The 13,708-nt window shown below is 68.6% G+C and carries 11 protein-coding genes; 6 read left to right on the top strand and 5 right to left on the bottom strand.

Going from position 1 to position 13,708, the window contains the following annotated elements; all coding sequences use genetic code 11:
* Positions 1 to 168 precede the first annotated feature (168 nt).
* Positions 169 to 906: an SIMPL domain-containing protein gene (locus tag HMPREF3114_RS01915; protein ID WP_070488908.1), complete on the bottom strand. Its 738-nt coding sequence runs from the start codon at positions 904 to 906 to the stop codon at positions 169 to 171.
* A gap of 130 nt (positions 907 to 1,036) precedes the next feature.
* On the opposite strand from HMPREF3114_RS01915, the gene HMPREF3114_RS01920 reads away from it, so the two are divergent.
* The 4 genes from HMPREF3114_RS01920 to tldD are packed head-to-tail and all read left to right on the top strand — an operon-like array spanning position 1,037 to position 8,517.
* Complete coding sequence (locus HMPREF3114_RS01920; RefSeq protein ID WP_065179231.1) at positions 1,037 to 1,645, top strand: Maf family nucleotide pyrophosphatase; 609 nt, start codon at positions 1,037 to 1,039, stop codon at positions 1,643 to 1,645.
* Complete coding sequence (gene rng / locus HMPREF3114_RS01925) at positions 1,638 to 3,125, top strand: ribonuclease G (RefSeq protein ID WP_005418079.1); 1,488 nt, start codon at positions 1,638 to 1,640, stop codon at positions 3,123 to 3,125. The genes HMPREF3114_RS01920 and rng overlap by 8 nt, the downstream gene beginning before the upstream one ends.
* A gap of 30 nt (positions 3,126 to 3,155) precedes the next feature.
* Entirely contained in the window at positions 3,156 to 7,013 is a 3,858-nt protein-coding gene (locus tag HMPREF3114_RS01930) for a YhdP family protein (protein ID WP_070488911.1), read from the top strand.
* A gap of 58 nt (positions 7,014 to 7,071) precedes the next feature.
* Positions 7,072 to 8,517 carry a metalloprotease TldD gene (tldD, locus tag HMPREF3114_RS01935; RefSeq protein WP_070488914.1) on the top strand — a complete coding sequence of 482 codons (1,446 nt, stop codon included), beginning with the start codon at positions 7,072 to 7,074 and terminating at the stop codon, positions 8,515 to 8,517.
* Between the two features lie 41 nt (positions 8,518 to 8,558).
* Here tldD and yjgA read toward each other — a convergent pair whose 3' ends face one another.
* Entirely contained in the window at positions 8,559 to 9,146 is a 588-nt protein-coding gene (gene yjgA, locus HMPREF3114_RS01940) for a ribosome biogenesis factor YjgA (RefSeq protein WP_005418075.1), read from the bottom strand.
* A 68-nt stretch (positions 9,147 to 9,214) separates the two neighbouring features.
* On the opposite strand from yjgA, the gene pmbA reads away from it, so the two are divergent.
* On the top strand, positions 9,215 to 10,582 hold the full coding sequence (pmbA, locus tag HMPREF3114_RS01945; protein WP_070488917.1) for a metalloprotease PmbA: 1,368 nt from the start codon (positions 9,215 to 9,217) through the stop codon (positions 10,580 to 10,582).
* A gap of 87 nt (positions 10,583 to 10,669) precedes the next feature.
* Positions 10,670 to 11,041 carry a DUF4870 domain-containing protein gene (locus tag HMPREF3114_RS01950; RefSeq protein ID WP_005418071.1) on the top strand — a complete coding sequence of 124 codons (372 nt, stop codon included), beginning with the start codon at positions 10,670 to 10,672 and terminating at the stop codon, positions 11,039 to 11,041.
* 75 nt (positions 11,042 to 11,116) lie between these two features.
* Here HMPREF3114_RS01950 and HMPREF3114_RS01955 read toward each other — a convergent pair whose 3' ends face one another.
* From HMPREF3114_RS01955 to tilS, 3 genes are read right to left on the bottom strand one after another with little or no spacing between them, the layout of a single operon-like run.
* Positions 11,117 to 11,995 carry a polyprenyl synthetase family protein gene (locus HMPREF3114_RS01955; protein ID WP_070488921.1) on the bottom strand — a complete coding sequence of 293 codons (879 nt, stop codon included), beginning with the start codon at positions 11,993 to 11,995 and terminating at the stop codon, positions 11,117 to 11,119.
* Entirely contained in the window at positions 11,985 to 12,245 is a 261-nt protein-coding gene (locus HMPREF3114_RS01960) for an exodeoxyribonuclease VII small subunit (RefSeq protein ID WP_005410522.1), read from the bottom strand. Before HMPREF3114_RS01960 ends, HMPREF3114_RS01955 begins: the two co-directional genes overlap by 11 nt.
* Positions 12,246 to 12,281: 36 nt before the next feature.
* Positions 12,282 to 13,568 carry a tRNA lysidine(34) synthetase TilS gene (tilS, locus tag HMPREF3114_RS01965; protein ID WP_176746366.1) on the bottom strand — a complete coding sequence of 429 codons (1,287 nt, stop codon included), beginning with the start codon at positions 13,566 to 13,568 and terminating at the stop codon, positions 12,282 to 12,284.
* Positions 13,569 to 13,708 lie beyond the last annotated feature (140 nt).

The following is a 13,708-nucleotide window of genomic DNA, read 5'->3' on the forward strand; positions in this document are numbered from 1 at the left end:
TGGCGGGGTTGCCGCACGCGGCTGGCAGTCCATCAGTAGCGCGGCATGGCGGCCACTGCCTAGAGGCAGGGGCATGCGCGTTGGGCTGGCCTTCAGCCAACGCCGCCGGAATACACGAAAAAGGCGGGCCCCTGCGGGACCCGCCTGTGTCGGCCGTGCCGGGCGCGATCAGCGGCCCAGTTCGAACACCACGTCCAGGTTGACCGAGACGGTCGATTCACCCGGTGCGACCGGGGTGGCCTTGTCCATCGACGCGCCGGCGGCCATGGTGCGCATCATCGGCATCGGGCGGAAACCGCCGTTGCTGTTCTCGGAAATGCTGACGATGCGGCGCACCTGCAGGCCCAGCGACCTGGCATAGGTCTGGGCGCGGGCCTGGGCCTTCTTCAGGGCGGCCAGGCGGGCTTCGTCATAGACCGGTTCGGGCTGGTCGATCTCAAACTGCGGACCGTTGATCTGGTTGGCACCCTGCGCGGCCAGCGCGTCGAGCACCTTGCCGAGCTTGGCGATGTCGCGGACCTTCAGGCTGACCGTGTTGCTGGCCTGGTAGCCGGTGATCTTCGGTGCCTCATTGTCGGCATAGCGGTACTGCGGGTTGAGGCTGACGCCGCTGGTCTGCACGTCGCGCTCGGCGATGCCGGCGGCCTTGATCGCGGCCAGCACCTTGTCCATCTGCTGGGCGTTCTGGCGCATGGCGCTGTTGCCGTCGGCTGCCTGGGTGACCACACCGGCCGACAGGGTGGCGACGTCCGGCACGCGGGTGGCCTCGGCATTGGCCGAGATGTTCAGCAGGGTGCCTTCGGCCGCGGCGGCGATCGACGGCGACGACGGAGCGGCATGAGCAGTCATCGAGGTTCCAAGGGCGAGGGACAGGGCAAGCAGCAGCGGGGTGGCGGTCAGGCGCATGGGATCTCCTTGTTGTGCCGGTGAGGGTGGTGTCGTAGCGATGAACGCGCTGTGAGCCTGATCGGGGTTGTACGCGTTCCGTAACGGGTTGCCGACGATTCAGGTGGCGGCCTCAGGTTATGCTGTGCCGATGCTCTATCTTGCTTCCCGCTCCCCCCGACGCAACCAGCTGCTGGCCCGACTCGGACGCCCCTTCCAGGCCCTTGACCTGGAGGTCGTCGAGCAGCGCGCGGCCACTGAAAGCGCCGAACAGTATGTATGCCGGGTCGCCGCCGACAAGGCGCGCGCCGGACTGGCCCGGGTGCTGGCCGACGACCCGCAGGCGCGGGTGCTTGGTTCGGATACCGAGGTCGTGCTGGATGGCGAGGTCTTCGGCAAGCCGGTCGATGCCGCTGACGCGCGGGCGATGCTGGCGCGGCTGGCCGGGCGCACCCACCAGGTGATGACCGCCGTGGTGGTGGTCGGTGCGGGCGGCCTGGACAGCGAACTGGTCATTTCCGAGGTGACCTTCGCCCCGATCGACGCCGCCGACATCGCCGCCTATGTCGCCACCGGCGAGCCGCTGGACAAGGCCGGTGCCTACGCCATCCAGGGCGGGGCCGAACGCTGGATCGAACATCTTTCCGGCAGCTACTCCGGCGTGATGGGGCTGCCGCTGCTGCATACCGATCGTCTGCTGGCGCGCTGTGGCGTGCCGGTCCCCACTGCCGATGCCGCCAGGGAGGCTGCCGATGTCTGAGGAAATCCTGGTCAATGTGACCCCGCGCGAGACCCGGGTCGCGGTGATCGAAAACGGCATGCTGCAGGAACTGCACATCGAGCGCGGTTGGCGCCGTGGCGTGGTCGGCAACATCTACAAGGGCAAGGTGCAGCGGGTCATGCCCGGCATGCAGGCCGCCTTCGTCGAGGTCGGGCTGGAGCGCGCCGCGTTCCTGCACGCCAACGACGTGGTGCGCCCGGCACCGGTGGCCAGCGCCGACACCGAGAACACCACCCTGCCGCCGCCGGCCAGCGTGCCGATCGTCGAGCTGCTGCGTGACGGCCAGGACATCGTGGTGCAGGTGGTGAAGGACCCGATCGGCACCAAGGGCGCCCGCCTGACCACGCAGATCAGCATTCCCTCGCGCTACATGGTGCTGCTGCCGCAGTCCAAGGTAGTGGGCGTGTCGGCGCGCATCGAGGACGAAACCGAGCGCGCCCGGCTGAAGGCGCTGGTGACCGAACTGTCGGCGCAGCATGGTGGCTACGGTTACATCGTGCGGACCAACGCCGAAGGGCAGCCGGCCGAGGCCATCGCCGAGGACATCGCCTACCTGTCGCGCGTGTGGAACGTGGTCGAGCGCCGCGGCCGCGAAGCGCCGTCGTGCAGCATCATCTATGAAGACCTGAGCCTGCCGCTGCGGTCCGTGCGCGACCTGATCCGCAAGGACGTGGACAAGGTGAAGGTGGACTCGAAGGAGACGTTCGGCCAGTTGCAGGCCTTCGTCGCCAAGTACATGCCGGTGCTGGCCGAAAAGCTGGAGCTGTATTCCGGCGACCGCCCGATCTTCGACATGTTCGGCGTGGAAGACGAGATCGGCCGCGCGCTGGACAAGCAGGTGCCGCTCAAGTCCGGTGGCTACCTGGTGATCGACCAGACCGAGGCGATGACCACCATCGACGTCAATACCGGCTCGTTCCTCGGCCAGCGCAACCTGGAAGAGACGGTGTTCCGCACCAACCTGGAAGCGGCGCAGGCAGTGGCGCGTCAGCTGCGGCTGCGCAACCTGGGCGGCATCATCATCATCGACTTCATCGATATGGATGATGCAGAGCATCGCCGCCAGGTGCTGCGCACGCTGGAAAAGGCGCTGGCCCGCGACCATGCCAAGACCACGGTGTACGACTTCTCGCCGCTGGGCCTGGTGGAGATGACCCGCAAGCGCACGGTGGAAAGCCTGGAGCGCCAGCTGTCGGAGACCTGCCCGCAGTGCAGTGGCCGCGGCAGCATCAAGACCACCGAGACGGTGACCTACGAGATCTTCCGCGAGATCACCCGTGCCGTGCGCCAGTTCGATGCCGCGCGCCTGCTGGTGATCGCATCGACCAAGGTGGTCGCGCGCATCACCGATGAGGAATCCTCGGCGGTGGCCGAGCTGGAAGAGTTCCTCGGCAAGAGCATCCGCTTCCAGGCGGACGAGCAGTACCTGCAGGAGCAATTCGATGTCGTTCTGCTCTGATCCTCGCCGGCTGCAGGCCGGCGGTGGCCGATGAGCGCGCCGCCGCGCCTGCGACTGCGAAGGATCCGCCGTCATTTCATTGCCGCCTGTGCGGTGGGCCTGGTCGGGCTTGCACTGCTGGTGGGTACCTTCAGCCAACTGCTGCCGCTGGCCGAGCGTCATCCCGACAGGATCGCCGCCTGGCTGAGTGAGCGGGCCGGCCAGCCAGTGCGTTTCGAGCAGCTGCAGACGGCTTGGACCCGTCGTGGCCCGCTGCTGCAGCTGAAGGGCCTGCGCATCGGCGCCGGACAGGGCCTGGCGATCGGCGAGGCCGAGGTGCTGGTATCAATGTACAGCGGGCTGCTGCCCGGGTGCTCGCTGACCGAACTGCGCCTGCGTGGCCTGGCGCTGGACCTGCAGCAGGGCGAAGACGGACGCTGGTCGGTGCGCGGGTTGCCGCAATCCGACAACGGGGGGGATCCGCTGGACGCGTTGCGCCGGCTCGGCGAGCTGCAGGTGATCGGCGGCCGCCTGGGCGTGCACGCGCCAGGGATCGGCATCGACACCACGCTGCCGCGCATCGACCTGCGCATGCGGGTCAATGGCGATCGCCTGCGCGTGGGTGTACGCGCCTGGGCGCAGGCCGAAGCGCTGCCGCTGACCGCGGTACTGGACGTGGACCGCATGCGCGGCAACGGCCAGGCCTGGCTGGGTGCCGACCCGGTCGATTTCCATGCCTGGTCGCCCTTGCTGGCGGCCGGCGGCGTGCGCCTGCGCGAGGGCAAGGGCGAGCTGAACCTGTGGCTGACCCTGCGTGATTTCGCGCCGGTCGCGCTGACCACCGATTCGGACCTGCGGGACGTGCGCGTCGACGGTGCACCGATGCCCGGCGTGGCAGCGCCGCAGCTGCAGCTGCAGCGGCTGCAGGCCCGCCTGCGCTGGCAGCGCCAGGCCGATGGCTGGGCGTTGCAGGTGCCGCGCCTGCGCCTGAAGACCGAAGATGGCGCACAGCAGCTCGATGGCCTGCAGCTGCAGATCGGCAAGCAGCTGCGGGTGAACGCCGGTGCGGTGCAGGCCGGTACCGCGCTGCGCGGGCTGGCCCTGAGCAATCTCCTTGAACCGGGCCTGCGGCGCTGGCTGTTCCTGTCCAGGCCGCAGCTGGAGGTGCGCCGATTGCAGCTGGCCGGCGAACGCGATGGCCCCCTGTGGGCGCAGGGTGAACTGCAGTCGCTGGGTTTCGCCAGCGTGGGCAACTCGCCCGGCCTGCGCGGCCTGGGCGGGCGCTTTGAAGGCGATGCCGATGGCTTCAGCCTGCAGCTGCAGCCGCAACGGCAGCTGCAGTTCGATTGGCCGACCGGCTTTGGCGTGCGGCATGACCTGCATCTGGCCGGACAGGTCGTGGGGTGGCGCGACGAGGGCGGCGGTTGGCGGATCGGAACGCCGGCGATGCGCGTGGAAGGCACCGACTACGCGGCCGACGTGCGCGGCGGCGTCTGGTTCCAGGGCGACGGTACGCGGCCGTGGCTGCAGCTGGCCGCCAAGCTGGACGACGTGCCGATGACGGCGGCCAAGCGCTTCTGGATCCACTCCAAGATGAGCAAGGGCGCCACCGACTGGCTGGACATGGCACTGGCCGGCGGCCAGGTGCGTGGTGGTGTCGGCCTGGTCACCGGTGACCTGGACGACTGGCCGTTCGACAACAATGATGGCCGCTTCGAGGCCACCGGCCACATCACCAATGGCGACATCCGCTTCCAGCACGACTGGCCGCTGATGAGCCAGGTCGACGCCGACATCGCCTTCATCGGCCCTGGCTTCGACATGCGTGGACGGGGTGATCTTGCCGGCGTGGCGGTACAGAAATTCGAAGCGGGCATTCCGGACTTCGGGCATCAGCCGTTGTACGTACGTGCCGACGCGCCGAGCGAGGCCGGCAAGCTGCTGGCGATGCTGCGCCAGAGCCCGTTGCACAAGGATTACGGCGATACGCTGGACAACCTGGCCGCCAGTGGTCCGGCCCATGTGACCTTCGATCTGCTGCAGCCGCTGCATCAGGACGAGGGCGAGGGCCACCTGCAGGGCACGGTCGATCTGGCCGGCGTGAAGCTGGTCGACAAGCGCTTCCAGCTGGCCTTCGACAACATGCGAGGGCAGGCGCGCTACAGCAATGGCGGCTTCGGCGCTGAGGAACTGGCGGTGCGCCACCTCGGCCAGGATGGCCGCCTGAGCCTGCGCGCTGGTGGCTACGTGCACGACAGCACGCGGGCTTTCGAATCGCAGCTGACGGCGCATCTTGATGCGGGCGTACTGATCGACCGCGCACCGGAAATGACCTGGCTCAAGCCCTACATCACCGGCACTTCAGCGTGGACCATCGCGGTCAACCTGCCCAAGGTGGCCCCGGGGGCGCCCGCGCCGCCGAGTGAACTGCGGTTGAGTTCGGACCTGGTCGGCACCCGGCTGGACCTGCCGGCACCGCTGGACAAGCCGGCCGCCGAACCGCTGGCGACCACGGTGGCCGCGCAGTTGCCGATGGGCGCCGGCCGCATCGATGTGGCCTTCGGCCAGCGCCTGGCCCTGGCCGCACGCAGCCACAACAACCAGACCGGCGTGCAGGTCACGCTGGGCAGTGATCATGTTGATCGTGAGCCGCCGCCGAGCGGGCTGACGGTCAATGGCCGCAGCGCGACGCTGGATGCGCTGGAGTGGATCGGCCTAGCGCGGGGTGGCGGGGACGACGATGCGATGCCGCTGCGAGCGGTGGACGTGCAGGTCGGCCAGTTGAAGCTGATCGGCGGCGTGTTCGAGCAGACCCGGCTGCAGCTGCACCCGGGCCCACAGGCACTGGATGTGCGGCTGGACGGCCCGTCGCTGGCCGGACGCCTGACCGTCCCCAATGCGGACGGTGGCACGATCAGTGGCCAGCTTGACCGCGTGCACTGGCAGTCACTGCCGGCGGCACCGGGCGCGCCGGTTGCACCGGCGCGGGTACAGGCCGGTGCCAACGACATGGACCCGGCCAAGCTGCCGCCGTTCGCGCTGGACATTGCCGACCTGAAGTTCGGCAAGGTGGTGCTGGGCCAGGCGGTGCTGCGCACGCGACCGTTGGCCAATGGCCTGAACGTGGATGCGCTGCGTTTCCGTGCGCCGGACCAGGAGATCGACATCAGCGGTCGCTGGCTGGGCCGGACCGGTGGTGCCCGTACCGAGTTGACCGCACAGGTGCGCAGCGAGGATCTGGGTGGGTTGATGCAGAATCTTGATTACGGCGGCCAGTTGCGCGGCGGTTCCGGCCAGGCGCAGTTGCAGGCCTCGTGGAGCGGAGGCCCGTCGGACTTCCAGCTGGGCAACCTGCAGGGCAGCCTCGACCTGCACGCGCGCAATGGCCAGCTGCTGGAGCTGGAGCCAGGCGCCGGCCGCGTGCTGGGCCTGCTCAGCGTCGCGCAGCTGCCGCGGCGCCTGATGTTCGACTTCCGCGACTTTTTCTCCAAGGGCTTCGCGTTCAACCAGATCGACGGCAGCATGCAGTTCGGCCAGGGCATGGCGAGCACCGACAAGGTGCTGATCGAAGGCCCGGCGGCCAACATCACCATCCGTGGCCAGGCCGACCTTCGCAACCAGCGGTTCGACCAGACCATCGACGTCAACCCGCGCGCGGGCAACCTGCTGACCGTGGTCGGTGCGGTGGCCGGCGGCCCGGTGGGGGCCGCGCTGGGCGCGGCCACCAATGCGGTATTGTCCAAGCCGCTGGGCGAGATTGGCGCCCGAACCTACAAGGTGACCGGTCCATGGAAGGAGCCGAAGGTGGAAGTGATCGAGCGCAGCCGCGACAAGTCCCCATCACCGCCCGAGCCGGCGTCTGCACCGGCCATTCCGCCGACCGTCACCGACCTGCCGCGCTCGCGCTGAGCGCGGTTCCCTGTTCACGGGGCTTGCCTGAGCGCCCCCGCACCCCCAGATCGAAACCATGACTGATATCGCCCTGACGCTTGCCCAAGACCGCCTGCTTCGCCCCGGCGGCCTGGATACCGCTGGCCTGGAGCGCACCTTCGGCCAGTTGCTCGGCCCCGGTGTCGACTTCGGCGACCTTTATTTCCAGCACGCCCGCCGCGAGAGCTGGAGCGTGGAAGACGGCATCGTCAAGGACGGTGCCCATTCCATCGAGCAGGGTGTGGGCGTACGTGCGATTTCCGGCGAGAAGACCGGATTTGCGTACTCCGATGACATCCATGCCGACGCGCTGCTGGCGGCGGCGCAGTCGGCGCGCGCGATCTCGCGTGAGGGCGGTGCGCAGTCCGGGCGATCGCTGCTGCGCGGCAATGCGCGCGCACTGTACCCAGCGCTGGACCCGATCGATGGTATCGGCAACGAAGCCAAGGTCGAGGTGCTCAAGCGCCTGGATGGTTACCTGCGTGCCGCCGACCCGCGCGTGAGGCAGGTGATGGTGAGCCTGTCCGGCGGCGTCGATACGGTGCTGATCGCCCGCAGCGACGGTGTGCTGGCGGCCGATGTGCGTCCGCTGGTACGCCTGAATGTGCAGGTGATCGTCGAGCACAACGGCCGTCGCGAGTCCGGCTATGCCGGTGGCGGTGGCCGTTATGGCTACGAAGACCTGTTTGCCAGCGCCCGGCCCGAAGCCCTCGCCCAGGAAGCGCTGCGCCAGGCGCTGGTGAACCTGGAAGCAGTGCCGGCGCCGGCCGGCATGATGCCGGTGGTGCTCGGCCCGGGTTGGCCGGGCGTGCTGCTGCACGAAGCGGTCGGGCACGGCCTGGAAGGCGACTTCAACCGCAAGGGCACCAGCGTCTACGCCGGCCGCATCGGCGAGCGTGTGGCGGCACCGGGGGTGACCATCGTCGACGACGGCACCCTCGACGGCCGCCGCGGTTCGTTGAACATCGACGATGAAGGCCACCCCAGCCAGTGCACCACGCTGATCGAGGACGGCATCCTGGTCGGCTACATGCAGGACAGCCTCAATGCGCGGCTGATGGGCATGGCCCCGACCGGCAACGGGCGCCGTGAATCGTTCGCGCACCTGACCATGCCACGCATGACCAACACCTACATGCGCGCCGGCGAGCACGATCCGCAGGAGATGATCCGTTCGGTGAAGAAGGGCCTGTACGCGGTCAACTTCGGCGGTGGCCAGGTCGACATCACCAGTGGCAAGTACGTGTTCTCGGCCACCGAGGCCTACCTGATCGAGGACGGCCGCATCACCACGCCGGTGAAGGGCGCGACCCTGATCGGCAACGGACCGGAAACCATGCAGAAGGTGCGCATGGTCGGCAATGACCTGGCCCTGGACGAGGGCGTGGGCATCTGCGGCAAGGACGGGCAGAGCGTGCCCGTGGGGGTCGGCCAGCCCTCGCTGTTGATCGAGGGCATCACCGTCGGCGGTACCCAGGCCTGAGCGTGGCGATGGCCACAGCAACCGCCCGGGCCGACGCGGACTCAGTCCTCGTCGGCTTCGCCGGTCCCGATGTGGTCGGTGTCTTCGGCGCCGGCCTTCAGGCCCAGCGCGGCCGGCAGCATCAGGCCGCGCAGCACCTGGAAGATCTCGCGGTAAGCGCGCGGCGGCTTGTTCCTGGCCTTCTCGGCCTGCGCGTTGCGTACCAGCGTGCGCAGCTGCTGGCGGTCCGCCTGCGGATAGTCATCGAGCAGAGCGGCCAGCGCCTTGTCACCCTCGGCCAGCAGGCGGTCGCGCCAGTCTTCCACGCGGTGCATCATCGCCACTTCGCGGCGGCCGGTTTCGCTGTTGGCGTCCAGCGCATCGCGGATCGCATCCAGCGTGGCCTCTTCTTCGCGGCGCATGTGCTTGGCCAGGAACGCCAGTTGGCGCTTGTGGGCGATGTGGGCGGTGATGCGCTTGCACTCGGCGATGTGCGGCAGCAGGTCTTCCGGAATCGGCAGGCGCGCCAGCTGGGCCGGGGTCAGCGACACCAGCTTCTCACCCAGGGCCAGCACGTCGAGTGCATCGCGCCGGTTCTGGCTGCGGCTCTTGTCGTGGAATTCACCGGTTTCTTCGTCGCGTCCGCGCATCGTCCCTACCTGATTTCAAAAAAAGTCGCCCGGCGTGATGCCGGGCCCAACCCGTACAGGATAAAGCATTGAACGTGATCGCCCCTGAAGTGGCCGTCGGCGACGACAGCCTGGCCCGGCTGGAACGGCTGGCCGACCTCTCCCAGCAGCTGCTCGACCGCGCCCGCGCGCTGGGCGCCAGCCAGGCCGAGGTCAGCTGCAGCGAGGACCGGGGCTTGGAGGTCAATGTCCGCCTCGGCGAGGTCGAGACTGTGCAGTCCACCCGTGACCGTGGCATCGCCGTGACCGTCTATTTCGGGCAGCGCAAGGGCAGTGCCAGCACTGGCGACCTGAACGAGGCCAGCCTGGCCGCTACGGTCGAGCAGGCCTGCGCGATTGCCCGGCATACCGAGGATGACCCGGCCGCCGGCCTGGCCGAGGCCGCGCTGATGGCCACCGACTTCCCGGACCTGGATGGCTGGCACCCATGGGCGCTGCAGGCCGATGAGGCGGTGGACCTGGCCCTGGCCTGCGAGGCCGCTGGCCGCGAGGCCGATGCGCAGATCCGCAATTCCGATGGCGCTTCCGTATCGAGCATGCAGAGCCTGTCGGTGTACGCCAATTCGCATGGCTTCTTCGGTCGTGAGCGAGGCACCCACCATTCGGTCGGCTGCGCGCTGATCGCCGGGCAGGGCGACGGCATGCAGCGCGATGGCTGGTATACCAGCGCGCTGGCGCAGGGGGACCTGGAAGACGTGGGTCTGGTCGGCCGCCGCGCCGCCGAGCGCACCGTGGCCCGCCTGCAGCCGCGTTCGTTGGCCACTGGCAGCATGCCGGTGCTATTCGCCCCGGAAGTGGCGCGCAGCCTGGTCGGCCACCTGCTGTCGGCAGTGTCCGGCGGCGCGTTGTACCGCCAGGCCAGTTTCCTGCTGGACAGCGTCGGCCAGCGCCTGTTCCCGGAGTGGATGCAGATTGACGAACTGCCGCACCTGCGCCGCGGCCTGCGCTCGGCCGCCTTCGACGGCGACGGCGTGGCCACCCGTGCTTCGGCGCTGGTCCGTGACGGCGTGCTGCAGCGCTATGTGCTGGGCAGCTATTCGGCGCGCAAGCTGGGCCTGCAGACCACCGCCAATGCTGGCGGTGTGCACAACCTGCAGCTGGCGGCCAATGCCGGCTCGCTCGAAGAGATCGCCCGACAGATGGGTGACGGCCTGCTGGTGACCGAGCTGATGGGGCAGGGTGTGAACGGGGTGACCGGCGACTATTCGCGCGGCGCCGGCGGCTTCCGTGTCGAGAACGGCGAGATCCAGTACCCGGTGGACGGCGTCACCATCGCCGGCAACCTGCGCGAGATGTTCAGCAGCATCGAGGCGGTCGGCAGCGACGTCGACCCGCGCTCGCACATCCGGACCGGCTCGATCCTGCTGGGGCGGATGACCATTGCCGGTAATGATTGATGGCGTCGATGGCGTAAGCTATGCCCGCCTGACGCAACCAGCTTGGTGCTGGTGGGTCAAGACCACCCAATGAAAAGGAGTTTTGTCGTGAGTGAATTCGATAACGTCCCGCCGCCGCCGGCAACCACCAATGCCCCGGCCGACCAGCGCACCATGGCGCTGGCCGCGCACCTGCTGGGCATCTTCACCTGGTTCATCGGCCCGCTGATCATCTGGCTGATCAACAAGGATGATGCCAGCAAGTCCTTCGTGACAGACCAGGCCAAGGAAGCGCTGAACTTCCAGATCACCATCACCATCGCGATGCTGATCTGCATCGTGCTGACCATCGTGATCATCGGCGGCATCCTGGCGCCGATCGTCGGCATCCTGAACCTGGTGTTCTGCATCATCGCCGCCGTGAAGGCCAACAACGGCGAAGCCTACCGCTACCCGTTCGCGCTGCGCCTGGTCAAGTAATTCCGGCTGCACGCGCAAACAGGAACGCCCGGCATTGCCGGGCGTTCCTGTTCGGCGGCAGCATCACGCCAACGATCAGTGATCGCGTTCCACCGCCAGCGTGGCCAGCGCGCGCAGCGCGTCGGCCTCTTCGCCATGGCCGGCCAACGTAGCCTGCATGCGTGCGGCCAGTTCGCGCAGCTGCGCCTTCGCACCGTCCATGCCGAGCAGCGCGGGGAAGGTGCTCTTGTCCTGCGCCTGGTCCTTGCCGGCGGTCTTGCCCAGCTGTTCGGAACTGGCTTCGACATCGAGGATGTCATCGCGGACCTGGAAGGCCAGGCCGAGCGCGTCGGCGAAGCCGTCCAGCTGGGCCAGCTGTGGTTCGTGGGCCTGGCCGCACAGCGCTCCCATGCGCACCGCTGCACGGATCAGCGCGCCGGTTTTCAGCGCGTGCATGCGGGTCAGTGCCGCCAGCGTCTGCTGCTGGCCGGTGGCATCGATGTCCAGCGCCTGGCCGCCGCACATGCCGGAGGCACCGGAGGCGTGGGCCAGGGTCTGCAGGCAGGCCACGCGCAGCGTGGCGGGCAGTGGCGCATCAGTCAGCAGGCCGAAGGCTCGGGTCTGCAGGGCGTCGCCGGCCAGGATCGCGGTGGCTTCGTCGAAGGCGATGTGGGTGGTCGGCTTGCCGCGGCGCAGCGCGTCATCGTCCATGGCCGGCAGGTCGTCGTGCACCAGCGAATAGGCGTGGATGAGCTCGACGGCCATCGCCGCTGCGTCAAGGCTTTCAGGCTGCGCGCCGAACAGGTGCCCGCTGGCATACACCAGCAGCGGGCGCATGCGCTTGCCACCGCCCAGCACCGAATAGCGCATGGCCTGGTGCAGGCGCTGCGGTGCTTCGGCAGGCGAGGGCAGGGCAGCGTCGAGCTGGCTTTCGATACGGTCGCGCCAGCGCGCGAACAGAACCTCAGCCGTCATGGCTGGGCGGATCGAAAGGTTCGGATGCTTCCGGCTGCGCCGGATCGCTGAGCAGGCGCACGCGCAGTTCGGCCTGTTCCAGCGCCTGCTGGCACTGGCGGTACAGACCGACGCCACGTTCGTAAGCACTGAGCGACGCTTCCAGGCTCAGCTCGCCGGTTTCCATCTGCTCCACCAGCTGCTCCAGCGATTCGAGCGACTGCTCGAACTGGGCGACCGGGGAGGCGTTTTCGGGGGACTTCTTGGCCATGCGGCAAGTGTGGACGGGCTGCGCGCGGGGGTCAATTCACCAGCCGCCGGGATGCCACTGCAGCTGCGCGTCGTGGGCCTGCAACCAGGCCTGCAGGGGAGCTGCGATGACCACGTCGGCGGCGGCAAGCAGCTGGGGGCCATCGAAGATCAGCGGCAGCTGGGCGCGCCGCCAGGGGGCAAGGTGCTCGCGTTGCAGGCAGTCCTTCAGCGCATGCGAATGCGGGCGGCCGGGCAACATGATGCGCTCACCACCCACGCGTGCACGGATCTGAAGCGGGCGTTCGAAGGACACGGCGCCCTGCAGGCGCAGTTGGCCACCATCGGGCAGCGGCAAGGGGGCATGCCCGTCCCATTCGGCCTGCCATCCGCGGGGCAGCGATGGCAGCTGCGCGGGCAGCAGATAGGCGTGCTCGCGCCATTGCTGGATGGCATGCTCGTGCCAGCGCAGCCGCGCCTGGCGATCGTTGCTGGCCGGCAGCAGTTCGTGCAGACCCTGCTGCAGTACCGTGGCCGGCAGTGGGGCGGCACCGTGGCCGATCACCCAGGCGCGCAACACGCGCGCGGCACGCCCCGGTGACACCTGGCGCAGCAGCTGCAGCGAAAGCACGCGTGGTGCCACTTCCAGGTGCGCGATCAGCTCGGCGTCTTCCTCGTCCAGCAGAGCACGGGTCTGCCCGCAGTGCATTGCGCTGCCCGCCAATGCCGCAGCCGCATGCGGCCAGCGCTGGCGCAGCAACGGCAGCACCTGCAGGCGCAGGAAGTTGCGATCGGCGTGGTCGTGGCCATTGCTGGGGTCTTCGATCCAGCGCAGCGCGTGCTGCCGCGCGTAGTCGAGCAGTGCGCTGCGTGGCACCGCCAGCAGCGGCCGCCATAGAGGCTGTTCGCCAAGGCGGCTGTGTGCGGACATCGCGGCAAGGCCATCGACGCCGGATCCGCGCAGGGCCCGCAGCAGGAAGGTCTCGGCCTGATCGTCCTGGTGCTGCGCCAGTGCCAGTGTTTCGCCGTCGCGCAGTTCGGCGGCGAACGCTGCACGTCGTGCCTGCCGCGCCGCGCCTTCAAGGCCGAGGCCCGCGCGTTTGTCGACCTGCACGTGATGCACGGCCAGTTCAATGCCCAGTGCCGCGCATTGCTGCTGGCAATGCAGCGCCCAGGCGTCCGCATCGGCCTGCAGGCCATGGTGTACGTGCACCGCACGCAGCGCCGTGCCGGAGGCCTGTGAGCAGCGCCACAGCCAGTGCAGCAGCACGGTCGAGTCGACACCGCCGCTGTAACCCACCAGCAGCGGCGCATCCAGCGGAACGAGGGCAGGGAAGGCAGTCACGGCGGCAAGTATAGGGTTGCTCGGCAGGGCTGCGCCCTGCACCCGCTACGATCCAGAGCAACAGCAACAGCAACAGCAACAGCAACAGCAAAAGCTGGTTTCCTGAGGGTTGGCGGGGTGGGTCCGGTTGCGGGAGACGC

Origin of the sequence: Stenotrophomonas sp. HMSC10F07 (genome assembly GCF_001807895.1) — a bacterium.
Lineage (GTDB): Bacteria > Pseudomonadota > Gammaproteobacteria > Xanthomonadales > Xanthomonadaceae > Stenotrophomonas > Stenotrophomonas sepilia.